This window comes from Shewanella sp. S1-58-MNA-CIBAN-0166, from assembly GCF_040310085.1.
Taxonomy (GTDB): Bacteria; Pseudomonadota; Gammaproteobacteria; order Enterobacterales; family Shewanellaceae; genus Shewanella.
In genome coordinates this window covers 44,610-69,825 of record NZ_JBEOPN010000003.1, presented here as the reverse complement: position 1 = coordinate 69,825, position 25,216 = coordinate 44,610, and the positions used below count along the sequence as shown (strand labels likewise).

Annotated in this window: 26 protein-coding genes; 12 read left to right on the top strand and 14 right to left on the bottom strand. The window is 42.4% G+C overall.

Going from position 1 to position 25,216, the window contains the following annotated elements:
- Positions 1-121: 121 nt before the first annotated feature.
- Entirely contained in the window at positions 122-898 is a 777-nt protein-coding gene (locus AAEY99_RS03140) for a haloacid dehalogenase type II (protein WP_409085826.1), read from the top strand.
- Positions 899-1,077: 179 nt separating this feature from the next.
- On the top strand, positions 1,078-2,739 hold the full coding sequence (locus AAEY99_RS03135; RefSeq protein ID WP_351009105.1) for an amidohydrolase: 1,662 nt from the start codon (positions 1,078-1,080) through the stop codon (positions 2,737-2,739).
- A 103-nt stretch (positions 2,740-2,842) separates the two neighbouring features.
- Here AAEY99_RS03135 and AAEY99_RS03130 read toward each other — a convergent pair whose 3' ends face one another.
- The 3 genes from AAEY99_RS03130 to AAEY99_RS03120 all read right to left on the bottom strand — a co-directional run bounded on the left by AAEY99_RS03130 (position 2,843) and on the right by AAEY99_RS03120 (position 4,478).
- On the bottom strand, positions 2,843-3,226 hold the full coding sequence (locus AAEY99_RS03130) for a hypothetical protein (protein WP_351009103.1): 384 nt from the start codon (positions 3,224-3,226) through the stop codon (positions 2,843-2,845).
- 138 nt (positions 3,227-3,364) lie between these two features.
- Positions 3,365-3,649: a hypothetical protein gene (locus AAEY99_RS03125; protein ID WP_243638288.1), complete on the bottom strand. Its 285-nt coding sequence runs from the start codon at positions 3,647-3,649 to the stop codon at positions 3,365-3,367.
- 589 nt (positions 3,650-4,238) lie between these two features.
- Complete coding sequence (locus tag AAEY99_RS03120; protein WP_101088629.1) at positions 4,239-4,478, bottom strand: HP1242/YdcH family protein; 240 nt, start codon at positions 4,476-4,478, stop codon at positions 4,239-4,241.
- Between the two features lie 181 nt (positions 4,479-4,659).
- Here AAEY99_RS03120 and AAEY99_RS03115 point away from each other — a divergent pair, with 181 nt between their 5' ends.
- The gene (locus tag AAEY99_RS03115; protein WP_351009100.1) at positions 4,660-6,531 is read left to right on the top strand and encodes a DUF885 domain-containing protein; all 1,872 of its coding nucleotides are present in this window, start codon (positions 4,660-4,662) and stop codon (positions 6,529-6,531) included.
- 142 nt (positions 6,532-6,673) lie between these two features.
- Here AAEY99_RS03115 and AAEY99_RS03110 read toward each other — a convergent pair whose 3' ends face one another.
- Entirely contained in the window at positions 6,674-7,879 is a 1,206-nt protein-coding gene (locus AAEY99_RS03110) for an alpha/beta hydrolase-fold protein (protein WP_351009098.1), read from the bottom strand.
- A 212-nt stretch (positions 7,880-8,091) separates the two neighbouring features.
- Between AAEY99_RS03110 and mtnC the strand changes: the two genes are divergently transcribed.
- Positions 8,092-8,772 carry an acireductone synthase gene (mtnC, locus tag AAEY99_RS03105; RefSeq protein ID WP_101088632.1) on the top strand — a complete coding sequence of 227 codons (681 nt, stop codon included), beginning with the start codon at positions 8,092-8,094 and terminating at the stop codon, positions 8,770-8,772.
- Positions 8,773-8,838: 66 nt separating this feature from the next.
- On the opposite strand, the gene AAEY99_RS03100 is transcribed toward mtnC, so the two are convergent.
- Positions 8,839-9,864 carry a hypothetical protein gene (locus AAEY99_RS03100; RefSeq protein WP_351009095.1) on the bottom strand — a complete coding sequence of 342 codons (1,026 nt, stop codon included), beginning with the start codon at positions 9,862-9,864 and terminating at the stop codon, positions 8,839-8,841.
- A 138-nt stretch (positions 9,865-10,002) separates the two neighbouring features.
- Between AAEY99_RS03100 and AAEY99_RS03095 the strand changes: the two genes are divergently transcribed.
- Together AAEY99_RS03095 and AAEY99_RS03090 are read left to right on the top strand one after the other, a co-directional pair.
- On the top strand, positions 10,003-10,425 hold the full coding sequence (locus AAEY99_RS03095; RefSeq protein WP_011639375.1) for an acyl-CoA thioesterase: 423 nt from the start codon (positions 10,003-10,005) through the stop codon (positions 10,423-10,425).
- Positions 10,426-10,491: 66 nt separating this feature from the next.
- Positions 10,492-10,749, top strand: a complete 258-nt coding sequence (locus AAEY99_RS03090) for a GNAT family N-acetyltransferase (protein ID WP_182744659.1) — start codon at positions 10,492-10,494, stop codon at positions 10,747-10,749.
- Positions 10,750-10,769: 20 nt separating this feature from the next.
- Here AAEY99_RS03090 and AAEY99_RS03085 read toward each other — a convergent pair whose 3' ends face one another.
- The 7 genes from AAEY99_RS03085 to AAEY99_RS03055 all read right to left on the bottom strand — a co-directional run bounded on the left by AAEY99_RS03085 (position 10,770) and on the right by AAEY99_RS03055 (position 17,441).
- Positions 10,770-11,156, bottom strand: a complete 387-nt coding sequence (locus AAEY99_RS03085) for an acyl-CoA thioesterase (RefSeq protein WP_409085827.1) — start codon at positions 11,154-11,156, stop codon at positions 10,770-10,772.
- A 191-nt stretch (positions 11,157-11,347) separates the two neighbouring features.
- Complete coding sequence (locus AAEY99_RS03080) at positions 11,348-11,866, bottom strand: hypothetical protein (RefSeq protein WP_351009089.1); 519 nt, start codon at positions 11,864-11,866, stop codon at positions 11,348-11,350.
- Positions 11,863-12,876: an Ssp4 family T6SS effector gene (gene ssp4, locus AAEY99_RS03075; RefSeq protein WP_351009087.1), complete on the bottom strand. Its 1,014-nt coding sequence runs from the start codon at positions 12,874-12,876 to the stop codon at positions 11,863-11,865. The genes AAEY99_RS03080 and ssp4 overlap by 4 nt, the downstream gene beginning before the upstream one ends.
- A gap of 63 nt (positions 12,877-12,939) precedes the next feature.
- The gene (locus tag AAEY99_RS03070; protein ID WP_351009086.1) at positions 12,940-14,733 is read right to left on the bottom strand and encodes an AMP-dependent synthetase/ligase; all 1,794 of its coding nucleotides are present in this window, start codon (positions 14,731-14,733) and stop codon (positions 12,940-12,942) included.
- A 126-nt stretch (positions 14,734-14,859) separates the two neighbouring features.
- Positions 14,860-16,152: an ABC transporter permease gene (locus AAEY99_RS03065; protein ID WP_351009083.1), complete on the bottom strand. Its 1,293-nt coding sequence runs from the start codon at positions 16,150-16,152 to the stop codon at positions 14,860-14,862.
- The gene (locus AAEY99_RS03060) at positions 16,149-17,018 is read right to left on the bottom strand and encodes an ABC transporter ATP-binding protein (RefSeq protein WP_351009081.1); all 870 of its coding nucleotides are present in this window, start codon (positions 17,016-17,018) and stop codon (positions 16,149-16,151) included. Before AAEY99_RS03060 ends, AAEY99_RS03065 begins: the two co-directional genes overlap by 4 nt.
- A gap of 45 nt (positions 17,019-17,063) precedes the next feature.
- Positions 17,064-17,441: a GntR family transcriptional regulator gene (locus tag AAEY99_RS03055; protein ID WP_011639383.1), complete on the bottom strand. Its 378-nt coding sequence runs from the start codon at positions 17,439-17,441 to the stop codon at positions 17,064-17,066.
- A gap of 94 nt (positions 17,442-17,535) precedes the next feature.
- Between AAEY99_RS03055 and AAEY99_RS03050 the strand changes: the two genes are divergently transcribed.
- The 4 genes from AAEY99_RS03050 (at position 17,536) to AAEY99_RS03035 (ending at position 21,380) form a co-directional block, all read left to right on the top strand.
- The gene (locus AAEY99_RS03050) at positions 17,536-19,134 is read left to right on the top strand and encodes an alpha/beta hydrolase (RefSeq protein ID WP_351009078.1); all 1,599 of its coding nucleotides are present in this window, start codon (positions 17,536-17,538) and stop codon (positions 19,132-19,134) included.
- 2 nt (positions 19,135-19,136) lie between these two features.
- Positions 19,137-19,871, top strand: coding sequence for an ABC transporter ATP-binding protein (locus AAEY99_RS03045; RefSeq protein WP_059746052.1), 735 nt, complete (start codon positions 19,137-19,139; stop codon positions 19,869-19,871).
- Positions 19,871-21,004 (top strand): ABC transporter permease, encoded by a 1,134-nt coding sequence (locus AAEY99_RS03040; RefSeq protein ID WP_101088643.1) that lies wholly within the window; start codon positions 19,871-19,873, stop codon positions 21,002-21,004. Before AAEY99_RS03045 ends, AAEY99_RS03040 begins: the two co-directional genes overlap by 1 nt.
- A gap of 151 nt (positions 21,005-21,155) precedes the next feature.
- The gene (locus tag AAEY99_RS03035) at positions 21,156-21,380 is read left to right on the top strand and encodes a hypothetical protein (protein ID WP_101088644.1); all 225 of its coding nucleotides are present in this window, start codon (positions 21,156-21,158) and stop codon (positions 21,378-21,380) included.
- A gap of 79 nt (positions 21,381-21,459) precedes the next feature.
- Here the strand turns inward: AAEY99_RS03035 and mog are convergent, their stop codons facing one another.
- On the bottom strand, positions 21,460-21,993 hold the full coding sequence (gene mog, locus AAEY99_RS03030) for a molybdopterin adenylyltransferase (RefSeq protein WP_011639389.1): 534 nt from the start codon (positions 21,991-21,993) through the stop codon (positions 21,460-21,462).
- 316 nt (positions 21,994-22,309) lie between these two features.
- On the opposite strand from mog, the gene AAEY99_RS03025 reads away from it, so the two are divergent.
- Positions 22,310-22,813 (top strand): type II secretion system protein, encoded by a 504-nt coding sequence (locus AAEY99_RS03025; RefSeq protein ID WP_182744665.1) that lies wholly within the window; start codon positions 22,310-22,312, stop codon positions 22,811-22,813.
- A 113-nt stretch (positions 22,814-22,926) separates the two neighbouring features.
- Here the strand turns inward: AAEY99_RS03025 and AAEY99_RS03020 are convergent, their stop codons facing one another.
- On the bottom strand, positions 22,927-23,562 hold the full coding sequence (locus tag AAEY99_RS03020; protein WP_101088648.1) for a TetR/AcrR family transcriptional regulator: 636 nt from the start codon (positions 23,560-23,562) through the stop codon (positions 22,927-22,929).
- Positions 23,563-23,974: 412 nt separating this feature from the next.
- Between AAEY99_RS03020 and AAEY99_RS03015 the strand changes: the two genes are divergently transcribed.
- Complete coding sequence (locus AAEY99_RS03015) at positions 23,975-25,207, top strand: efflux RND transporter periplasmic adaptor subunit (RefSeq protein ID WP_351009074.1); 1,233 nt, start codon at positions 23,975-23,977, stop codon at positions 25,205-25,207.
- Positions 25,208-25,216: the final 9 nt, after the last annotated feature.

Genomic DNA, 25,216 nt, shown 5'->3' with positions numbered 1-25,216 from the left:
CTGACTATATTAATGAACAATTGTTCAACTTGTTATCGTCAGTATCACAGACAACAATAGTGAGATGAATACTCGATAAGTTCTTTTCAACCAACATCACATTGCCAGAGGTTTTATGAAAATCCGTGTTTTAATATCGCTTGCGACAGCTTTTTTTATGCTTAATACCAGTAGCGCTTTTGCTAAAGATCTAGCAGATACTGCGGTGCAAGCACCATTAGTTAAGCCTAAAGTGATTATTTTTGATGTGAATGAAACCTTGTTAGATCTTGAAAATATGCGCGCCTCTGTGGGTAAAGCGCTTAATGGCCGTGAAGATTTACTGCCATTATGGTTCTCAACCATGCTGCATCATTCTTTAGTAGTTTCAGCTACAGGTGATTACCAAACGTTTGGTAGCATTGGCGTTGCGTCACTGCAAATGGTAGCCGAAATCAACGGCATTGCCATTACACCAGAACAAGCTAAAACCGCCATTTTAACGCCACTTCGTTCATTACCCGCTCACCCAGATGTTGCGGAAGGTTTAGCTAAATTGAAGGCCCAAGGCTACAAACTAGTCACCTTAACCAATTCATCATTGGAAGGCGTAACCTTACAGCTTAAAAATGCTAATTTAAGCCAGTATTTTGATGCCAACTTAAGCATAGAGTCTGTTGGAGTATTTAAGCCGCATTTAAAAACGTACCAATGGGCCATTAAAGATTTAGGTGTTAATGCAAATGAAGCGTTAATGGTTGCCGCGCACGGCTGGGATATTGCCGGTGCAGATAAAGCAGGCTTACAAACCGCCTTTATTCGTCGCCAAGGTAAAGTGTTGTTCCCACTAGCAGCACAACCAGACTACAACGTACTGGATGTAAACGAATTAGCCAGCACCCTAGCTAAGTTCAACTAGCCTTAACGATTATCGCCCAGTATTAGCTGGGCGATAAATTTACACAGCAATGAGTATTTCCTCTATATAGCCCCATCAATCTCCCCCCCCTTAAGACGACTTGCACTGCCCCTTGCCATTAACCATTAATTAACATTTAATGGATGCTGATTAATCGTCGTCATAGAAAGGGAAAACAAATGAGAAAGGAATATTTAGCGCTATCAGTGGCATTAAGCTTGGCTAGTTTAAGCGCAAACACCATGGCACAAACCACACTGATGCATCACGTTAATGGCTACACGCTCGTTGACGGAAAACTGCAAACCTTCAATGCTATCCAATTTACTGACGACAAAATTGATCGACTATTTACCTTAAACCAAGCCTTACCGAGTGCAACTGATATCACCTCAATTGATGGTAAAGGTAAAACCTTATTACCTGGATTAATCGACGCCCACGGTCATGTGCTAGGTTATGGTTTGAGTTTATTAACCGCAGACTTAACCAACACCAGTAGCGAACAACAAGCTGTTGAACGTGCAAAAGCATTTAGTAAAAACAACCCAACTGACGGATGGCTAATGGGCCGCGGTTGGAACCAAGAATTATGGGACAGCAAACAATTTCCGACTAAAGAAAGTCTAGATAAAGCCTTTAAAGCTAATCCAGTGTCATTTGGCCGAGTTGACGGTCATGCCATTTGGGTTAACAGCAAAGCGTTAGCGCTCGCGGGAATTTCGTCAACCACTGTGGCACCAGAAGGCGGTGAAATTGTCAAAGACGAGCAAGGTAACCCTACCGGTGTATTAATCGACAATGCGATGAACTTAGTGTTTAACATAGTCCCCGATCTCAATCAGCAGCAATTACAATCAACCTTAACCCTAGCGATGGATAGCCTAGCGTCATACGGGCTAACCAGTGTGCACGATGCCGGCATCAACATCGACAACATCAAGGCATACCAACAATTAGCAGCGAACAATGCCATGAGCGTGCGGGTTAATGGCATGCTATCGGTTGAAGACCCTCGCTTTACCACCATCTTAAAGCAAGGCCATATCACCACTGCTAATGACATGTTTAAAGTCGACAGCGTTAAAATATCAGCCGATGGCGCGCTTGGCAGCCGTGGTGCGGCGTTAATCAAAGAATATTCAGACCAACCCGGCCATAAAGGCTTAATGCTGTATTCAGACGATCAACTCGGCAAACTGATTTTACAGTCGATGAAAGCAGGCTTTCAGGTTAATACCCACGCTATTGGCGACAACGCCAATCAAGTGGTACTCGATAAATACCAAACCGCCATTGCAGCAACCGACTCAAAAGCATTACGCCATCGCATTGAACATGCACAAATTCTCGATTTAGCCGACATACCGCGTTTTTCCCAACTTGGGGTTATCGCATCGATTCAAGCAACCCACGCCACCAGCGACAAAAACATGGCAGAAAACCGTTTAGGTAAAGCCCGCTTGGCCGGTGCTTATGCGTGGCGCAAGCTGTTAAACGCTAATGCCGTCATCGCCAATGGTTCAGACTTCCCTATTGAATCGCCCAACCCATTTTTTGGATTGCATGCATCCGTAACCCGCCAAGACCATGTTAACCAACCACTAGACGGCTGGCTCGCCACTGAAAAACTATCACGCATCGAAGCACTCAAAAGCTTCACCATCGACGCCGCCTACGCGGGCCATCAAGAACAGTTATTAGGCTCATTAGAACCCGGTAAAAAAGCAGACTTTATCCTAGTCGAAGATGACTATTTTACAATCGACCCACAACAGATCTGGCAAAACAAAGTCATCGCCACCTGGGTAAACGGCCGTAAAGTATTTGCAAAAGAGTAAGCTGCGTTGAGTATGGTTTATTGATAAGTAGAATTGGCCTAACGCGTTTTAAGGGGAAACGCGTTAAGGCTAATACCTAAAGACTGGCGGGAGCTCATATTTGTTAGGTATTTTGTAACTCAGGCATAATTTCCATTAATTTAGAGAACCAATTTTTTACTAACTGATTGGTTTTATAAATAGGAGTAAAACCTGAACCTGTAGGTGTTAAATAAATAGTATTTTCAACTGAATCAACTATATAACTAATCTTAATACAGTTTAACTTAAAAGGTTTTGCAACCCGAGAATAGTGAGATATTTCAATGTTTTTTATTGAGCTACGAGTAATGGAATAATTATTTTTTTTACCGAGGTATTCTAAACCATCATTTGTAAGTGAAAGCTGACCTTTGTCGGTGTATAGATAAATATACTTTCCATAAAATGTACTTTGATGTTCTAGCGTAGATACATAACAAAATTGGTTCTGAAATTCTGATCCCACGAAATATTCCTTTATTAGTGGACATACCAACACCTCATTAAGAGGAAAATAATATTTTGGCTAAAATAAGTGACATAGAAGCAAAACCCAACTGTTATTTGTCCTGATTCATCAAATTGTTAACAGTAATTTACTAGATTATGATTCTTCAATACACTTAAAACGAATTTCGGTTTTAGGGAAATTACCAAATATAAATGGCGGTTTTGCATCGATAGTTTCTAGAACCTTAACCATTTTTTTTGACTTTTGACACTGTGCATACGCTTCTGTCATAGCCTCTGCTTTTAGCGTACCCATACCAGTAAAACCTGTAGCAGCTTGACGAGAAACCATATAAGTTTCACCGCCCATTGGAATGATGCCTGAGTTTTGAGCGCAACCAGCTAAAACAAGAACTAAAGGTATAATGGCATACTTCACGAGATGTAGATTCCTTTTACTGTTAACAACTTATTGAACTGCTAGCCAAATAAAGTCGGACATTTAAGTTATTGATTAATATACATCCTACATTTGCTATCTATTTAGTGTAAAGCAATTAAATCTATTCATGTTGCCTTTACATTTAGACTACTAAGACTACAAACAAAAAGAATATGTGAGCAGACTAAAACCACCAGGATTCAATAACATTGAGGGCGTTGAAGAAAATAGCGTGAGTCCAGACATGGATGTCTGGCTAGCTTTCGAGGTACAGGATGTACCACCGAAAGCGTTAGCATTTTCGAATAAGGCCGAAGAACACCAAAACGAAGTCAAAAGCTGGATTCAACCACGTCGCGAAATTATCGCTTTTCAGATAATTTTGATGTGGCGGCTGGGAGTTCCAAGAGGGAACAGCCGTTGGTTTCCTCTTGGTCTGGTGTGGGCGAAGCGCCACGACCTTAGTGGCCGCAGGCCATAAATCAAAGATAATAAAAACAAATAAGAATTACTGAGATAACAGCAAGAAATTGACCATGTCGTCACAATCTAAATACCGACATGGCCAAAAAGCTGAATAAACGAATTAAGCTTGGGTAAACAACTGATACAACTTATCTTTTAATACCAAACGGTCAAGCTTTGCTTGCTCAATAAAGTCATCACTTGTTGGAGTATTGCGTAACTCCAGCTTACGAATTTCAGTATCTAATTTATGATACAGCTTCGCATCTTCAGCAAACTCAGTATCATTGGCGGTTAACAATGAAATCTTGTCTTGATACTCAGGGAAATCAACTAATAACGCATGGCTTTCACCTAACATACTTCTCTCCTTTTCATGTCAATGTCTAATAATGTTAGACCATATTTACACCTTATCGTCAAACTTACTCTCATGTTTTTCAATAACAAGCATATAAAAACTGCAACAGCTTAACCGCTATAACTGTTAGGATATGCTTATATTCGTACTTGAATACCGCTATTAACTTAATGAGTAATCAATGAAAAAACTTCTCAATGTCTTAATCATCAGTCTGCTCGTCAGCGCATGTTCAGATCCAGCAACACCTGAAAATAATTCCAACTCTATCACCGCAACAGCGGGAAAGTCTGCTACTAAGCTCAGTCTTAAGCAGCAAGTAGAGTCGATCACTAAAGACTATTTTGTACTCAGACCTGAAATTGCCACTTATTATGGCGTGAGCGACGCAAGCATCAATGCCAAAGTGATGTCTAAACTCACCGACTACAGCCCATCGGGTGAAACCCATCGTCGCAAAGGGCTTAAGGCAATACTGAGTCAACTCAACGATATTGATGCAACAAGCTTAACTCCCTCAGAAACAATCAGCTTAAACGCGATAAAGTCTGAAGTGAAAGGTGCTTTATTACCTGCTCAAACAGTGAATTATGGCACGGTATTAGGCGAGTATGGCGTGTGGTTTTTACCCTATGCCGTAAACCATTTATCGGGTTTGCAAATTGAATTCCCCGGTTACATGGAAGACAAATTTTCCGTTACCAATACCGATGAAGCGAACGCTTATTTAAACCGTTTAAGCATATACCCTGCAGCGATGGGGACGCTTATCGATAAGCTTAACCATGATGCCGACATAGGCGTCATTCCACCAGACTTTGTCATTGATAACACACTGCGTGGGTTACAGGCCCAAATCAGCGGCCCAGCAAACAGCCATCCTTTAGTGACCAGCTTCAACGCTAAACTTAACGCAGCCAAAGTGGTCGATAGCGATACATTGGTAAAGTCTGCTACGGAACTGGTCGAGACTAAATACTATGCCGCCACCCGCCAACTGATCAACGCCTTAGAAGCCGTACGTCCAAAAGCAACTCATGAAGCAGGCATTGGGCGTTTACCCCAAGGGGCGAAGTTATATCAAACGCTTATCCAGCATTTAGGCAATTCGACCAAAACTGCTGATGAAATTCATCAACTCGGATTAGCTGAAGTCGTCCGGATTACTGCCGAGATGGACGGGCTACTCAAAGAAGTCGGTTATGTTGATGGCACCGTCGGTGAGCGCATGCAGGTGTTACTCAACGACCCACAATATCTTTACCCTAATACCCCTGAAGGTAAGCAACAGCTAATGGCCGATATTGATGCCGACTTAGCCTTGGTTGATGCAAAATTACCACAGTGGTTTGGTCGCTTGCCTAATCAAGATGTGGCTATTGAAGCGGTACCAGACAGCCGTGCAGCTTCTACTAGCGGCGCATTTTACGATGCCCCTTCGCAAGATGGTTCGCGTAAAGGCACCTTCTGGATCAGCTTGTATGACACGGCATCACTGCCATCTTATTCATTACAAACCTTGACCTACCACGAGACTAATCCTGGTCATCATTTACAAACCATTATTGGCTTATCTGATGAATTACCACTGCTAAGCACAGTGTTTTACTCCAATGCGGCTGGCGAAGGTTGGGCTTTATATGCCGAACGTTTAGCGGCCGAAATGGGCATTTATGCTAATGACCCTATCGACAACATTGGCCGGTTGCAGTCAGAGTTACATCGTGCAGTTCGCCTGGTGGTTGATACAGGCATGCACGCCAAAGGCTGGAGCCGTGAACAAGCCATTGACTACGCGGTGGCAACTGAAGGGATTCATTTATCAGAAGCCACCGGCGAAATTGAGCGCTATGCCGTTTGGCCAGGCCAAGCACTCGGCTATAAGTTAGGTGAGCTGAAAATTATCGAACTACGTACCAAAGCCAAGCAAGTCTTAGGTGATAAGTTTGATATTAAAGTGTTCCACGATCGCTTATTAGAAAATGGCGCATTGCCATTAGATTTAATGGAGCAAAAAATTAATCAGTGGTTAGCCAGCGAAACGGCTGCGTAATCAACCTCAGCTCGAAATAATAAGCTTCCGCTCAGAATAATACTGTTTGAGCAGGCTACACAATAAAGCCACAGGGCGAATACTCGTGCTGTGGCTTTATTGTCATTTATCGTTTTGCAGCTTGGCTTAACTTAGATCAGTTTTATTTAGCTTGGTTTTGAAACTCTGCTAATTTTTTAGTGTATTTGTTTTGATAGAACGGATGGTCGGTACTTGCTAACGCTTGTTGTTCAGCTTCAATAGCCTGAGTCATTTTACCTGTAGCGGCATAAACGCTGGCTAACTCATGGTAGGCCGAATGTGCTTTAGGGTAGGCTTTCAGCGTATCTTGATAAACCCCAATCGCTTGCTGTGGTGCTGCTTGAACTAAACTATTACCTAAAGCTAACAGCGAATCAATTGCTGGCACATCAAAGCCATAAACCTCATCAGACAACCGTTTATAGTAGGCTAGAATCGCTTTAGATCCTTGTTGCGATACTTCTGAATCCGCCGCTAGAACAGTGTGAACATCGTTAAATATCTTCTCGATACCTAATGCCGTCGCCAAGATAGGCTGAGTCATATAATAGCTGCCGTCAAAACGCTTTATTTGATAGTTCAATCTACCATTGGCATTGGTTTGAATAATATCTTCAAGCCTAGCAAACGAATCCAGCTGCCTTTGTTCAAAGTCGCTATCACTGGTGCTAACAAATAGAAATCTTGGTTTGCCTTGCATGCTTTTGAGTTTTTTAGGCGCATCATTGAGCACATAAGCAAAGTCTGTTGATAACACTGGGCTGGCAGCAATATAAGCATTAAATAAACTAGGACGATTAATTAAGCTGTATAGCACTAAACCTGCATTGCCAGTAAAGCCGTTAAAAATACGAAAGCCATTGGTGCGATAGCGTTTATCAATTGCGGGCAGTAAATCTTGCTCAAAAAAGTCCAGTAGTGCTTGGTCGCCTTGCTGCTCTATCGCACGCTGTTTTAACTTACCCAAGCCTTGATGGCCGTCGGGCGCGGTAACAATAATGGTTTCTAACCACGGCCAACCGCCGTTATGACTCATCCAGTCATGCATACCCGCTAAATACAAATGGCTACGAGGATGTAAGTCAAATAACACCACGTAGCGCTTATCGGTTTGCTTGGTATAACTGTTTGGTAAGGTCACCAAAAAATCGGCTGGCTCGCTAAATAAAGTGGACTTCACACTCAGGGTTTCGGTCGTTGGCGGTAACATTTCAGCAGCAAACACCACACTAACGTGGAAAAAGCTTAGTAATAATAAGAATATAGACAGACTTTTAGCCCATAAGCTCGGCCATTTGATATAACGTTTTTTCCCTATTGTAAGCATGGTACCTTCCTGGTGAAACGTGACAATTAAGTTAACCCGAAGCTACCAGACCACATCACACAAGGCAATTTAGTAATATCTAAACTTAGCTCACATCTTGCATTCAAAGTCATCTAACTAGGGTGCAATATCACGAATAGCACTAGCCTTAATCGCCAATAAAGCTTAGGATCATCATTACGTTAATTTATTGTTTTGGAGTAACAAATCTTATGAGTATTAGAGCTATTATCGTTGATACCGCCGGTACCACTACCGATCTTAACTTTATTCAGGATGTGTTATTTCCTTACTCAAGAAAAGCGATGGCTGAATTTCTTGAGCAAAACCAACATAACGTTGTGGTTGATTACTGTATCAGCGATGTTAAAGATATTGCCTTAGAACCAGACGCGACACTCGAACGAGTCACTGAGATTTTACAGCAATGGATCGATGAAGACCGTAAACTAACACCACTTAAAACCCTACAAGGATTAATCTGGAAACAAGGTTATAACCGCGTAGAGTTTACTGGCCACATTTACCCTGACTTTATTGATAACATTGAGCGCATTAAAGAAAAAGGCATTCGTATTTACAGCTTCTCTTCTGGTTCTGTCGAAGCGCAAAAGCTGTTATTTAGCCACACCGAAGCAGGCGATTTAACCGGTTCGTTCAATGGTCACTTTGATACTCGCACAGGCAATAAATTAGACAAACAAGCCTACTGTAATATTTGCAACACCATTAGCTTGAAACCAAAGCAGATCTTATTTGTATCGGACGTAGCAGAAGAGCTCAAAGCTGCAGAAGCCGCCGGCATGACAACTTGCCAAATGATCCGCTTCGCCGACCAACGCCAAGCCACGTGCAAAAAAATAAGCAGCTTTAGTGAGTTAGCGTTCGATTAACACTGACTGATTAGACATAAAAAAACGACCATCTAGGTCGTTTTTTTTATGTCTGCAAAGTGCCTGTTAACTGGGAAATGCAGGTGAAATACATTTTTTCACTTCAAAATGATAACCATATTCCGCATTGATATCGGGTGTTATTTCAAGGATCTCATAATCATTAAGCTCGACCACATGCGACAACGGTAGTTTTTGACAGCGGGATTTGGCATTCGCCTCCAACTGAAACGCAAACAACGCAATTGCTTTACGCACACTGGTAAAATACTGGCTACGTAAATGACTGTAAGGCTGCTTGGCGATTTCATCAATGGCGTCCAGTTCTTGCTCGCGTTCAACTTGTTTCGCTGTTTTGGGTTCAGACTTGGGTGGTTCTTTCTTAGCAGGGTCTGTTTTAACAATGATCGACAAGCCATCATCAGCAAGTATTTCCGCTTCGGTTTCGGCTTCAACTAGTTGCACCACTTGTGGATCATCCAACGCTTTTTCAACCTGACCATAAAGGTCCATCAGCATGGCGAGGTGATACAACACCACTGCAGCAAGAATCACTCGCACCCAAAAGGTTGTACGATGAAAATGCACATGATTAATCAAGCGAAAGTTGGTCACACCAAAGGGGCGGAGTATAAAAGACACACCAAACATTAGCGGAAAAATAAGCTGTAGTAATAACAGCACAATACAGCTCATCACCACACTCCATGCCGGAATGTAGAGCAAAATGGCGAAGTTATGGGTGTAATTAAAGCTACTGGCTGCTACGCCAACCACATCGTTAACCACTGAACTTGAGCTAGCCAGGGCAAAATTGGCCACTATCGCATAAAACAGTAACAACACCGCTTTGCCAGCCAAGCTGTGCCACATACGTTCAAATAAATTCCAGAACTCAATCGACATCGCTATCACGCTGATAATGGCCACCCACGCCACCGAGTCTGTGGCAAACAGTAAGACTATCGCCACCAAATACAATTTCTGCGGCAAACTCAGTTTGGTTTGTAATTCAGTAAATCGGCTACTAAACACCGTCCAACATGACGATATCCATAAATTTGATGTTGTTAAAAAAGTCTCTTTTCGCAAGGTGAAAATCCTTATAAGTTCACTGGATATACTCACTGTAATAGCCACTGTCCCTTGTTGTTCATCGTCCAGACTGTTAAATTAACAGATAGAATTTAAACAAGCGTTTAATTTATTAATTCATAACAGAGAACCGCCATGAATGACTTTTTAGCTCAACATTCTATCAGTACAGACATTCAAGTAGCATGGGGTGAAATGGATGCACTGCAACATGTAAATAATTCGGTGTATTTTAAGTATTTTGAAACTGCTCGTCTCGATTTCTTTAACCAAATTAACCTACTCGACGATCTAAAAACTACGGGTGTCGGTCCGGTACTAAGCGAAACCAATGCCCGCTTTAAGCGCCCAGTAACCTTTCCGGACTCAATTGTTGTAGGGGTAAAGATCAGCGATATCAATGAAGACCGCTTTGTGATGCATTACACCGTGTTCAGCAAAGCACAGCAAGCAGTGACGACTATCGGCTGGGCAAAAGTGGTGATGTTTAACTTTAAAACCGGCAAAAAAGCCAAACTCACGCCAGAATTACTCAGTGCTTTATTGGAACATGAGTAACAGTATGAGTCATAACATCAATAGCCACATAAATAAGCGGCATTACAAGTAATAGGACAACACACTATGAGCAATCAAGACACCGTAACCGTGCAACACCAAGCTAGCCAACATCGTTTTGTGGTTATCACACAAGGTGTTGAGGCGGTACTTGAATATCACTTAGAGGGTCAAAATATTGATTTTAGTCGCACCTTCGTACCACCCGCTTTACGCGGCCAAGGTATTGCTGAAAAGCTAGTCCGAACTGGACTGGCTTGGGCGAAAACAGAAAAACTTAACATCAGTGCCAGTTGCAGTTACGTAGCCAAGTTTTTACGTTAACACCTTCTTTTGTGTTAGCCCTAAGCTGCACCGGTTAATGCAGCCAATTGCTGACGAACAAGCTCAGCAAGCGGTTCGCTTTTTTCAGTTTGGTAATTGTAATGCACCATCGTGGTGGTCGCTTCAGCGGTTTTTTTACCGTGCTGCCAACAGCTTTGTAATATATCAAAGCTGCTATTGCCTAAACGACTAATGTGCGTTTTAACGATAACTTCTTTGCCATAATACGTTGGCGCGGTAAAGGCGATAGTAAAACCAGCAATGATCATGTTCCACTTGGTTAAATCTTGCCCTGGATTTACGATTTCAAAAATCGGCTCACGAGCCGCTTCAAACCACACTGGGATAACCGTGTTATTAATGTGTCCTAACGCATCGGTTTCACAAAAGCGCGGTTTGAGGGTCATGCTAAATTGAGTCTCTGTCACAAAAAAGTCCTTTCTTATTATTTTGAGTTCATTGACGTTTTGCTCGATGAACAAATGTCATTAGCCCATTCTAACGACACATCTCACTCGAGGTCATTAAAAAAGTCTGTATTGCGAAGGAATTATGGGGAGTGCAAGGAAAGTACCGGGGGACAGACCACTATATTATTTTAGTTTATAGAATCCTTACTGGCGTCGATAACCTCTGGAGATTTTCGCTGTTGTGCAACGACAATATCAGCCTCAGCCTGTATATTCTTCCAATTTTGGACTGCATCATGCTGCTTTTTAACAAAAGCGAGATATATACTACTTTGTATAATCCATATTGATAGTATTGGAAAAGTTAAACAAATAAAGTTTACAGCAATGGAAGTAATCTCAAAACTGCGCATAAACATGGAAGGTAAAAAGAAAAAAATTAAAATATATAATGTATATTTTAATATCTTCACAGCTCGGAATGAACCTCTCACAACTCGAAAATTGACAACAAAAAAGTATATTGTTGCAAAACATAATATAACGAGCATTATTTCAGGACTTAGTGAAAAATACTCGTGAATAGAAAATGATAGAATCAAAGCAATTGAAACTGTCATTAATAAAGACGCCATGAGAAAAATGATCATTCCTTTGGCATAAGAGAAAAGACCAACAGATTCATCCTTTGTAATATCATTACTCATTCTGGAGGAAACTCCTCATAAATACCTACGGCTACTGCTAAAGATCTTAATGTTCCGGATGAAACACTACCAGTAAAGCTCATAGAAGCACCTACAGCATCGACTATCTGAAGCCGGAAAGATGCTGTTATGTGTTTTGTTGAATAGGATTTATATCCGGGTCTTTTTCTTATACTTTTCAAAATTTTGTTGGATACTCCTGGTATATTGGCTCTAATTATTTCGTTATTCAACCTTCTTTGCTCTGGTCTTGACAAACTCTTAAGCATATCTAAAGTCGATCTTCCACTATTTGCCTGCATAATCTTAATTGTTTTGATTGTTACAAAAGCAGAAGCAGAAGCACCCGCTAACGACACTAAATCTACTGCCATTGTTGCGTTTTCATACCATTCTTGATTATCTAAATAATCATTTCTTTCAGGTGCAATAAATTCATTTGTGCCCCTAACAACACCATTAATACATTGTAAGGTACCAGCAATTGTAGCAGCTGAAGCAAGGTAAGTAATTGCAGTGCTTAATCCACCAGTTAAGGGAATCGATACGGTACTAGTTGCAATTACAAACCAACCAACCATTGCAGTCCCACAACTCCAAGCAGCATTTCCCAATTCACCAACTAATTTAGATTCACGGATATTACCTTGGCTACCTTTTAAATGGGAGGCAAACTCAGCCTGACTCATTAATTGAGGCGGCTCCCTTAGAACGATTTTAATCGGATTTAGTTGGCAAACAGGTTCGAATTTTCTTAATTCAATAATGTTGTACTTGCTATCAATATAAACGATTCCTGCGCCCGCAAGCCCTGGTATCGCATCAATTTTTTTAAAAAGAGTTTTTGTATCGATATTAGCCAACACTTTTTGGCTAAATTGATTGTCATAAAACGACTGAGTGCTAGATCTAAAAACAGGCTTTCCATTTACCGTGATAATTTCCATAGTTCCCTCTATGTTGCCTAATTTTAAAATAGAGTATTGTACCGCTTCTGGAAATACAGGCAATTATCACTAAGTATTACGAAAAAGGACGCTAATGCGTCCTTTGGTATAAAGATTGATGGTTAATTACTTGCCATACATGGCATTAATTTCACTGTGATATTTGCTGTAAATCATTTTACGACGTAGCTTTAATGTCGGCGTAATGAGTCCAGATTCCATCGAAAATGCTTCATGTAATAAGGTGAATTTTTTGATTTTTTCAAACCCAGCTAGCTCATGTTGCAACTCGATTAATCGCTGCTCGAAATGAGCCACCACTTGTGAGTGACGTAACAACTCAATTGGGTTTTCAACATGAATACCTTGCGCTTTAGCCCAAGTATTTAATGCTTCAAATGCTGGCACAATTAGGGCTGATACATAGTTACGCGCATCAGCAACAATAGCAACTTGTTCGATAAACGGGCAACAAGCCACCTTACCTTCAACCCGCTGTGGTGCAATGTATTTACCGTTTGAAGTTTTCATTAACTCTTTAATGCGATCGGTAATATACAAGTTACCTTGCTCATCAATCCGCCCTGCATCACCCGTTTTTAACCAACCGTCTTCAAAGGCTTCGGCGGTATCTTGTGGGCGGTTGTAATAACCGCGCATCACAGTGTCGCCACGCACTAAGATTTCATCGTCTTTGCCAAGCTTGATTTGCATAGCTTCTAATGGCTTACCGTTTGAACCTGGTACACGATTATCTAAAGTATTACAGGTTACCGTAGCGCAGGTTTCTGTCATGCCATAACCACACAATACCGGTACACCTATACTGTGAAAAAAGCTGGCCACATTAATATCGAGCGCGGCACCGCCCACGGGCATAAACTTTAACCGGCCACCCAACACTTGCTGTAACTTGCTGTAAACCAGCTTGTTAGCCAACTTCCACTGTGCACTTAACCACAAACTTCCTGAAGCACGACCTTGGCTAACTTCAAATTGGCGTTTACCTACCCGCATCGCCCAAGCAAATAATGTTTGTCTCGCTTTAGGCGCTTGGCCGACTTTATCGTGCACAGCGCTGTAAATTTTTTCTAAAAACCGCGGCACAGCACACAAGGTATGTGGTTTAACCGCAATAAGGGCTTCTTTAATGCGATTAGTGTCGTTTAAATACACATTGTGGCCGCCACGACACAATACATACATGCTCCAACCACGCTCGAACACATGGCTCAGCGGTAAAAATGCCAACGACACATCACCCGCAGTAAATGGCAACTCACTGTCATGCTGGTTAATCATCGAGGCAAAATTACGGTAGTCGAGCATTACACCTTTAGGATTGCCGGTGGTGCCAGAGGTATAAATAAGCGTGAATAAGTCGTCTAGGTTGCTATTGGCGAGTCTAGTATTGAGCTCATTGGTAATCAGCGGATTAAATTGCGCCGCTAATACCTGATCAAAATACACATGATTATCGGCATTAAGGGTAACGTTAGCATCAAAGACTACAATGTGTTGCACGCACTCAGCTTGGGCTGCCACTGTGCAAGCCATGTCGTATTGCTGTTGGTTACCCGCAAAAATTAATTTAGCTTGAGAGTCGTTAACAATGAATACCGCTTGCTCTATGGTGCTGGTTGGATATACCGGTACCACAACATTACGAGCCTTAAGGGCACCAATATCTGCACAGGTCCACTGTGGACAGTTTTGCGCTAAAATCACCACTTTGTCTTGCACTTGTAAGCCAAACTCAATTAACAACTGTGCGACTGAGTCTGTAACCGTATCAAATGCGCCCCACGTTACGGTATGCCAAGGTGCAGGCATATCAAAGCCTTCAAGGGCAATGTTATTGCCTAATGACTGACCTTGCTGTTGCAGGAGTCGAACTACGTGGTATTGATCTAATGACATATGATAGTGGCCTTTTAGCTTACAAGTGTTCCGCTTTTTGCATTCTACCTGAAGTCGCTAAAAACCATAAGAGCTTTTGCTCTATTTTTGAGCTTACGGTCACGTTTGTCAGTTATGCTCGATGATTTACGGGGCCAAAATGCCATGTTGCCACAAACGTTTTTTACCCCAAATTAATGCGCCAACACCAACAATAATTAGTGGCACATCCATAAGCAACCATACCCATAAGCTGTCACCGTCTCGCACTGCGGCGAAACTCAACGACACCAATATCGAATGGAGTAACACTATTAGCATTGCTGCTGTGGCTTGCAGGCTATTACGGCTTGCCGCACCCATTCCCAGCATAATGGCACAGCCCCAAAAAGTGCTTAGGCCTAAATGCAGTACAAATAATCCGCCATATTGCGGGTCAATCAAGCTATTGGTAAAACCTAGCACGCTGACCATAGCCACTAGCACAGCGATGAAACGATACTGGCTGCGGTAAAATGCATCGCGCAATCCACTCAAGCCGCTATAACAAGGCAATAAAAACAGCGTTTCTGCCGCGCGCCAACGCTGAATTCGGCTCCAATGAACAATGGCACAACTGATCACGGTAAATTGCACCAATAAAAATAATGCTGGTACATCAATATCAAATAGCCACGACAGCAGTATTAAACCAAGGGTGATCAACGGTAAACAAAGCAGCATCATCGTTAGCACTGGGCCGATAAAAAAGTTCATCGGATGAAACAACCGCTCAACACGAGTAATCCAGGTGAATCCTTTTATGCTCGGCAGCCACATCCAGCCCATTTGCACGGCGTTGAGGTACACCACACGCGCCTCGTTATTCCAGCTAAGTTGGCGACATAAATGGATCACCCAAGACAATAGCCCAGCAATCAGTATTAGCATCATCCACGTCGGTATCGTGAGCGCTAATTTATCTAAAAATGGCACTGTTATGAATAATAAAAACGATAAATGAAAACTGTTACTGCGCCATAAACAGGCCCATACAAATAGCAAGCTGACCACAATGGCTAGCAGTAGTCTGGGGATGACATCGTAAGCAGCAAAACCAATACAGGCAAATAGTTGTATCAATAACATACCGACTGCGATGGACGCCGCCTGTATGAATACGTGCTTTTGATAGCCAGGTATTAGACCGGTCACCTCGGTTGCTGCTAAGCGATTAAACTGCCAAGCAATTGCCGCCCCCGTAGACAGTGTTGCCATGGAAAAAACGAGGCTAACAACCTCAGTTTTACCCGTGATAAAACACAAAAAACCCAACATTAGGCCTAATCCTGCGGCACCAATAAAACCGACACTGCCTAAGTCATATAACCACAACCGCAGCATGCCACGGTAAGGTTTACGCCATGCTGAAAGTTGACTGTTTTGCAACGACTGATTCATCGATGCAGCTCCATAAATAACTGTTCTAGGTTGAGTGATTTTTCACTCTGCACACCCGCAATATTCGATGGGTTACCTTGCGTATCCACCAGCACACTTTGTCCGGTTTGGCTCAATATTTTATAATGTGGCGGTAACTGAGCGTTTTCGGCTAAGTTGAGTAATTTAACCTCTTCACGCAAGGCGTCGATTTCTTTAAACAGTATCAGTTGGCCTTTTTTAATCAGGGCAACATGGCTGGCAACACGTTCTAAATCTGAGGTGATATGCGATGAAAATAACACTGCTGAACCTGAATCGAGCGCGAGATCGAACAAGTCGCTCATAAACTGACGCCTGGCAATGGGATCTAAGCTGGCAACGGGTTCGTCGAGTAATAGTAAGGTTGGCCGATACGCCATAGCCATGATCAATGCTAATGATTGACGCTGGCCCACTGATAATTTTTGCACCGCTTGCGTAACATCTAAATCAAAACGTTTAAGCCAATCTTGCTCGAGTGTCATATCCCAATTTGGATAGAAGCTACGGTGCAACTCTAATGCTTTATCAATAGTAAAGCCTTCATAACCAAAAGGCTGCTGGGGTACGTAACCAATACGTTCTTTTGCTTGAATAGATAAAGCGGTAGGCGATTCGCCAAGGGTTGAAATATCACCTTGTTCGATGCCCACAATGCCTAATGCACAACGCATTAACGTCGATTTACCCGCACCATTTTGGCCTAATAACCCGACCACCATACCTGGATAGAGTGTCATCGATAGATCGACCAACACCGCATGACCTGCTGCAGACTTGTGTTTTGCAGCAAAGGTTTTGCTCACATGATTAAAGCGTAAAACGGGCTTCTCTTCGGCTTCCATTATCGACTTCCTAGATGATGTCCTTAAAAATTAGCTCAACTGTGGCTATTCTTTATTCCAAAATTGTTCCAACAATACTTGTAACTGGTCATAATCGACCCCTAGCTGCCGTGCCTGCTCAACTAATGCAGTTAATTGTGGAGCCAACAAACTGCTGCCTGAATCATTATTGGCCGCAGTTCTGGCAGCCACGCGTGACGGCTGACCACGACGGCGCTCAACCCAACCTTGGTCGACTAGTTGCTGCATAGCACGTGATACCGTCATCGGGTTTACCGCTAAATGCTCGGCAAGTTGGCGCACCGAAGGCAGAACATCTTCGGGGTGCAATTGCCCGCCGACAATTAAGCGCACGATTTGATCGTGCAACTGTCGATAGATGGGTTCACCACTGCTGGGGTTGACATTTATTAATTCTAACATTAGCCTTTAACAACTGTATTAATACATTGATACACTCATACACTAAGTGCTAAGGTATCATAATCGTCATGAAATGCAAAAAGGAAACGTTCCGATGATCAACAGGAAGTTTATCAACACAGTCTTAGCCAAGCGGTCAACCCGCTCTGGGTTATGCCAATCGGCAACACGTACTAGCCGATGGCTCGCGGTCGCTATTGCAATTTTACTCGCCAACAATAGTTATGCTGATACATCGCAAACCAATGTGGCAGCACCCGCTAAAACCAGTGCTTGTTACTTAGACGGTTTAGACGAGCAATTACAGTGCGGTAAAATAACTGTATCGGAAAACCCTCAGCTACCGGACGGTAAGCAAATCGACATTCATTTTGCTATTTTGCCAGCAATTAAAAACACTCACCCAAATGAAGCATTACTGGCAATCGCAGGCGGACCGGGCCAGTCAGCCATTGAAAATGCCGCCTTCTTTAATCGCATGTTGACCAAAGTTCGTCAGCAACGCGATATTTTACTGATTGATCAGCGTGGTACCGGTAAATCGAACATTTTATCTTGCGACGATGACACCACTGAATTACTCAGTATGAATGATGACGATCTCGATATCATTGCGATGACAGAAAAATGCCTAGGTCAAATTGATGCCGATGTAAGCCAATATGGTAGTAATACCGCGTTAACAGACTTCGAAGCAGTACGCGAATATTTGGGCTACCAAAAACTGCATTTATACGGTATTTCCTACGGAACACGTATGGCACAGCTTTATATGCGCCATTACCCAGAAGCCTTATTAACAGTGACACTGGATGGCGTAGTGCCAATGCAACAAAGTGTCGTGGCGATTGGTGACTCAATAGAACGTGGTTTAAATGTGTTATGGCGCGACTGTATAAGTACCCCTGCTTGCCAGCAACAATTTCCAGACTTGGCTGACGAATACAATAAAGTCGACCAACTGCTGGCCACCGCTCCGATAAGCCAACAAGTACGTGACCCACAAACAGATGAACTCAGCGAGTTTTTACTCACCCGCAGCAAGTTTAGCGGCGCTATTAGAATGGCGATGTACATGGCAAACATCCGTGCACTTATCCCGCATGCTATTCATCAAGCGGCACAAGGTAATTACCAACCGATATTAGGTATTTACACATTAACTGCTGATAGCACAGGTATTGCGATGGGCATGCACGCATCCGTTGTGTGTGGCGAAGACATTCACCGCATTACTGATCAAATGCGTAAAGATGCAAAAGAGTCGTACATCAGCGGTAATATGTTAGATGGATTAGAAAAAACCTGCCAAGCCTGGCCGATACCACAAGTAGATGACAACTTTAGTGAGCCAATTCTCAGTGATATACCCACCTTACTGTTATCTGGCGAACTCGACCCGGCAACACCGCCAAACTGGGGCGCAATGGCACAAGAAAAACTGACAAAATCAAAGCACTTCATTGCACCTTACGCAACACATGGCGTGGCAGGCCAAAGCTGTGGCAATGACCTCGTCGCCCAGTTAGTTGACCAAGGTTCAGTAAAAGACATCAACGGTGAATGCTTACAAAAAGATGTCCGTCGTAGCTTTTACCTTAATGCCAATACCGTTGAAGCGCTACCGGTTATCGACACGCCCACTGACATAGAAACAACAGCACCAGCGAATACCGCTGCGGATAAGGAATAGTCATGATTACTGTTGCAAACTTAACCAAAAAAATTGGCGATGTGCAGGCCTTAGATAACTTAAGCTTTAGCGCTGAGAATGGCCAAATTACCGGTTTACTTGGCCCAAATGGTGCCGGTAAAACCACCTGTTTACGCACCTTATTTGGTTTACTTAAGCCAGACTCAGGCACAGCTACCGTTGATAACATAGATGTTGCAGTTGATCCAATTGGCGCCAAAAAGCAGTTAGGCTTATTCCCCGACCCTTTTGGTTTATATGAACGTTTAAGCCCGCGTGAATACATTAGCTTCTTTGCCGAACTCAGCGGGATGTCGCGCAAACAAGCGAAAGAAGCCACCGCAGATGTGATTGCACAATTAAAGCTGGAAGACATTAGCGACCGTCGCTGCAAAGGTTTTTCTCAAGGCCAGCGGATGAAAACGGCATTAGCACAAGCCATTGTTCATAAGCCAAGTAACATCATTTTAGACGAACCTACTCGCGGGCTTGATGTGATGAGTACCCGTTTGTTGCGTGACATTTTATTGCAGCTCAAAGACCAAGGTCATTGCGTGCTGTTTTCAAGCCACGTGATGCAAGAAGTCGCCGCCTTGTGTGATCGCGTTATCGTGATGGCTAATGGCAAAGTGGTCGCCATCGGTAGTCCTGACGAACTGTGTCAGCAAACAGGTAAAGACTCACTAGAAGATGCATTTATCGAACTTATCGGTACCGACGAAGGGATTGCAGCATAATGAAAATGATACTCGCAATGGTGCGCAAAGAACTCATCGACGCCGCACGAGATAAACGATCTGTTATGGCAGGTTTATATTATGCCATTGGTACGCCGCTGATCATGTGCGGCATGTTTATGGTGTTAATTGGTCAGCTGTCTAGTCCAGAAGATTTAAACATCAATATCAACAATGCCGATAACGCTCCAGATTTAGTGCGCTACTTAAGTAATAACGGCATCAACCACGGTGAAGATGAACAGGCGAACAAAATAATCTTAACCATTAGTGACGATTACGCCGCCAACATGGCCAAAGCTAAACAAGCTGAAGTGATATTAATAGCCGACAATTCAGATGAGAAGCTGCAAAAATCAATTCGTCGACTAGAGCGTCAACTGCAAGCATATAGTGCAGAAATGGGCAGCATTCGCTTAATTGCCCGCGGTATTAATCCCCGGATAACTCAGCCATTAAAGGTCAATATCGAAGACAAAGCCACACCAGACTCTAAAGGTGGGATGATTTTAGGCATCGCTATATTCACCATGATGTACTCGGTATTTATTTCCGGTATGAACCTCGCTATCGACACCAGCGCAGGTGAGCGTGAGCGTAACTCACTAGCACTATTGTTAAGCCACCCAATGAGCACCCGCGAATTAGTCATCGGTAAAATTATTGCCGTAACCTGTTTTGCTTTGCTCGGGTTAATCTTGATTTTACTGGTATCAAAAGTGGCTTACCCCTTTGTACCGTGGCAAGAAATTGGCTTTACCGTCAATATCACTCCAGACTTTATGGGCTTAATGTTCCTTGTGGGTATTCCAGTCGCCTTGATGGCCGCAACCTTACAACTGTATGTATCGTTTATGGCTAAAACCTTTAAAGAGGCGCAATCATACTTAACCATGGTGTTATTTGTACCACTGGCACTGTCAATGGCGGCCAGTTACAACATCGCCCCAGACGTATTGCAGTGGTTACCCGTATCTGGCCAGCAACAAGCATTAATGGACTTTATTAAAGGTCGTGAGATTCCAATGATGCAATTAATTATTTCATCTGTGACCACACTGATCATTGCCATTGCATTAGCCGCGGGCTTAGAAAAGTCGCTTAAAAGTGAAAAAGTCGTCTTTGGTTTATAACCGTTAGCTTATAACGACGAGCCTCAGCCTTAACGAGTAGAGATAAGGCTGAGGTAATTAGCAAGAGAGATTAGCTAGCGCTTTTAATAAGAGTAAGTCAGATAAGAAAGTCAAAAATCTATTAACAAAAGAGCATTAATTAGGAGTCATTATGGAAAATGATATCGCCATTATCGCGTTGGTCTTCATTATTGTGGTTGGCACCACTGCATCTGAAATGTTTAAGTATTATATGAAGCATAAGCAGCAAACTGACACGGGCAGTGTTAGCGATCTACAAGCACAAAACCAAGCATTGATTGAACGAGTACAAGTATTAGAGAAATTAGTAACTGACAGTGATTTTGATTTAAAGCAGCAGTTTAAACAATTGTAGTATTGATGCTGAAGTATCATCAATAAGATCGAATAAAAATGCCGTCAAATTTAGACGGCATTTTTAATCAAGTCAGTTATTACTTCGCTTTAGGTCTAAACGGCTTTATCACCGCTTCATCACAGACTAAAAACGGTCCGTCCATTAAATCGATGCAATAAGGAATTGCAGGGAATACAGCGTCTAAACATTCACGGATAGACTTAGGTTTACCGGGTAGGTTAACAATCAACGAGTCGGCACGAAGACCCGCTGTTTGACGAGACAAAATAGCGGTTGGTACAAACTTTAATGATTCGGCGCGCATTAGTTCACCAAAACCAGGCATCATTCTATCGCACACTGCTTCGGTAGCTTCTGGCGTTACGTCGCGTTTTGCTGGGCCCGTGCCACCAGTGGTCACGATTAAACAGCAGTCTTGGTTGTCAGCTAAATCAATCAATGTGGCTTCAATAACGTCACGCTCATCGGGGATCACCTTGTAAACAGGTTCCCATTCCGAGGTTAAATACTCATTCAATACATCAATAATCGCCTTACCAGACAGATCTTCATATATGCCAGCACTGGCACGATCGCTAACGGTAACGATGCCTATTTTAGCTTTGCTCATGGTTATCTTTCCCTTATGTGGGGTAAAAGCAGTAATGCAAATATATGCCGACAATCTACCAAAAAAATCGACATTCACAAAATGTTAAACTGATAGATAGATCACCGATTTAGGATTCCATTGACCAAGGCAAACAATGACTTCTGTCTGTGGGGTATTCATACTGAAATAATTGAACTGAGTAATACGGGTTAATGTTTTGGTTTGGCAGCTATTTAATATGCCCAGCGATAAGCGATGAATACCATTAGATTCGTCATAATGTATTACCTAATAACAATCGGTATAGCGTAACAACATAAAGCGAGTGAGTTCTATGCATACAAGTAAACAGCGCGGGTTTACCCTTATCGAATTAGTGGTAGTGATCATTATTCTTGGCATTTTAGCCGTGGTTGCCGCACCTAAATTTATCAATCTCAAAAGTGATGCGCTTATTGCCAGTTTGAAGGGATTCCAGGGGGCATTAAAGTCAGCCAATACCTTAGTTTATTCAAAAGCGGTATTGTCGGGTCAAGAAAAGCTCGATCCAGGTTCGGTGATACTCAATGGTGTAAATATTAGCACTACTGTGGGATACATAACGCCTCTGGCTGATAATATAGCCAAAGCACTTGATGGTTCATTTGAGGTAGTTGTTGACGCAAGTAAAACGGATATTACCGCTGACTGGGCTATTTTTTATAATGCCGGCACGAATCCATCAGTATCTATTTACCCTAAGGGATTCACTTCTTTTGCAAACTGTAACTTACGTTATTTGGCAGGTTCATCTGTTTCGGCTGATCCAACATTTTATGCCCTAACCACAGGCTGTTAATTGTAGAAGCAAGACATAAATTGGTTTGGTTTGAACTTGGCCGCTAACATCAATAAAAAAAGATGATGCTTCCTGTTATAAAAACACTGTCAGACAGCGTCTTTTAAAGACGCTTATTTCACGGCTGAATACCCTATGACATGTTGGGCTAAAATGCCCGTAACTGCCATTTCAGCAACATGGCGTAAATCATCATGTGTCGCGCCATCAGCAGCTTGGATAGACATGCCTTTAAATAAGGTCACGATCAAGGTTGCTAACACTTTCGGCTGACAATCATCAGCTAATTCGCCTCTTTGTTTAGCCTCAGCAAACTGATCAATTAATTCAGATTGATGTTTAGTTTGCAGCAGATGAACCGCTTCTTTAATCCCTTCGCTTGCTTCATTGCATGACAACGCACTATTGATTAGCGCACAACCTTGCGGGTGGCTACAATCGGTGAACTGCGCTGCTGCGCCCACTAATAAAGCTCGAATAACATCGGCAATATGCTCATGTTTAAAAGCGGTATTAAATAGCGAATCGGGACGGTTTTCATAAAGCTCAATGGCTTTTAAGAACAACTGCTCTTTATTACCAAATGCGGCATATAGGCTGGGTTTTTTAATTCCCATCACCTCAGTTAATTCGCTTATAGAGGTACCTTCATAGCCATTACGCCAAAAAACATGTAGCGCTTGCTCTAATGCAAAGTCGATATCAAACCCACGAGGGCGTCCGACGCAAGCTGCTTTAGTTATTGTCATCAATAGTACCTCTTATATTAACGAATCATTATTTATCATCACGTTAACTGACTAATTTACGGTAGATAATTCGTACATCTTAGCACAACGCTAAATCATAGAAAGGGTTAATAATAAGCAGATTAAGCGCTTTTTTTCATCTTTTTCAAGTATTGATTAACGCTATTTCATCGTCACTAGCCACGCTTGCATGCCATGAAGCTATTTCATCATGTTGATTATTAATCACCTTGTCATAATAATTTAATACCTATCGGTACAAAACTAATTGACAGTTGTATTTTAATCTATATATTACCGTGCGGTACAGAACAATTTGTACCAGTTGGTATAAAAACATAGCCAAAGACAAAAGTAACGCACCCAATAGCTTGTTAAATAACGTAAATGCTATGGATTAGAGGACAGCACCATGAAGACGTTAAAATCAATTAAAATCACTTTGTTAGTAAGCCTAACGGCATTGCTATTAGTGGCGTGCGGAGAGCAACCTGCACAACAAGCGAATACACCCGCAGCGCCGAAGGTAGATGTTGCCAACGTACTTTATGAACGCATTACTGAATGGGATCAATTTACTGGACGCTTACAAGCACCAGAAAAGGTTACTTTGGTACCTCGCGTGTCAGGTTATATTGAATCGATTAACTTTAAAGAAGGCGCGCTAGTGCAAAAAGGCGATGTGTTATTTACCATCGACTCGAGTGTATTTACTGCTGAATATGAACGCCTTAAAGCAGAATTAACCAGTGCAATATCAGCTAACCAACTTGCTGAAAATGATTATGAACGAGCCAATAAGCTGTTCCATCAAAAAGCGGTTTCAGAAGAGCTTATTGATACTCGTCGCTCTAATATGCATCAAACTGCCGCTGCTGTAGCATCAGTTAAAGCAGCATTAACTAGCGCCCAACTTAACGTTGAATATACCCATGTTACCGCCCCAATTACGGGTCGTGTATCGTATGCCAATGAAACGGCAGGTAACTATGTCACCGCCGGACAAACACATCTCACCAGCTTAGTCTCTACATCGCATATGTACGCTTATTTTGATATCGATGAGCAAACGTATTTAAAATATTCCGCGTTATCGTTTGAGAACAAACGTCAAAATCCACGTTTAGGTAACAACGCTGTGGTTATGGCTCTGGCAAATGAAACCAGCTTTAATCATCAAGGTGTGATCGACTTTGTCGATAATACCGTTGATCAGCAAACTGGTACTATTCGGGTTCGAGCTAACTTTGCCAACCAAGAAAATCAATTATTACCCGGCTTATTTGCCCGTATCAGCATTGCTGGTAGTGAGTCATACGACAGTATTTTAATTGACGACAAAGCCATTTTTACCGACTTAAATAACAAGTTTGTTCTGCTGGTAAATGACAAAAACACCCTTGAATATCGAAGTGTCAGCCTAGGTGAAAAACTTCATGGCTTACGTATTATTACTGCTGGCTTATCACCTAACGACACCATAGTGGTAAACAGTCTGCAGAAAGTGCGCCCTAATGTCACTATTGAGCCAAACCTAACCGACATGGCTGATAGCGAAAAATTAGAAGCATTACATCAAGCACAACGCCTCCTCGATAACCAGCCATTAACAGCACGTGTTGCTGATGACGCAAGTCAGGGTTAAGGAAACTAC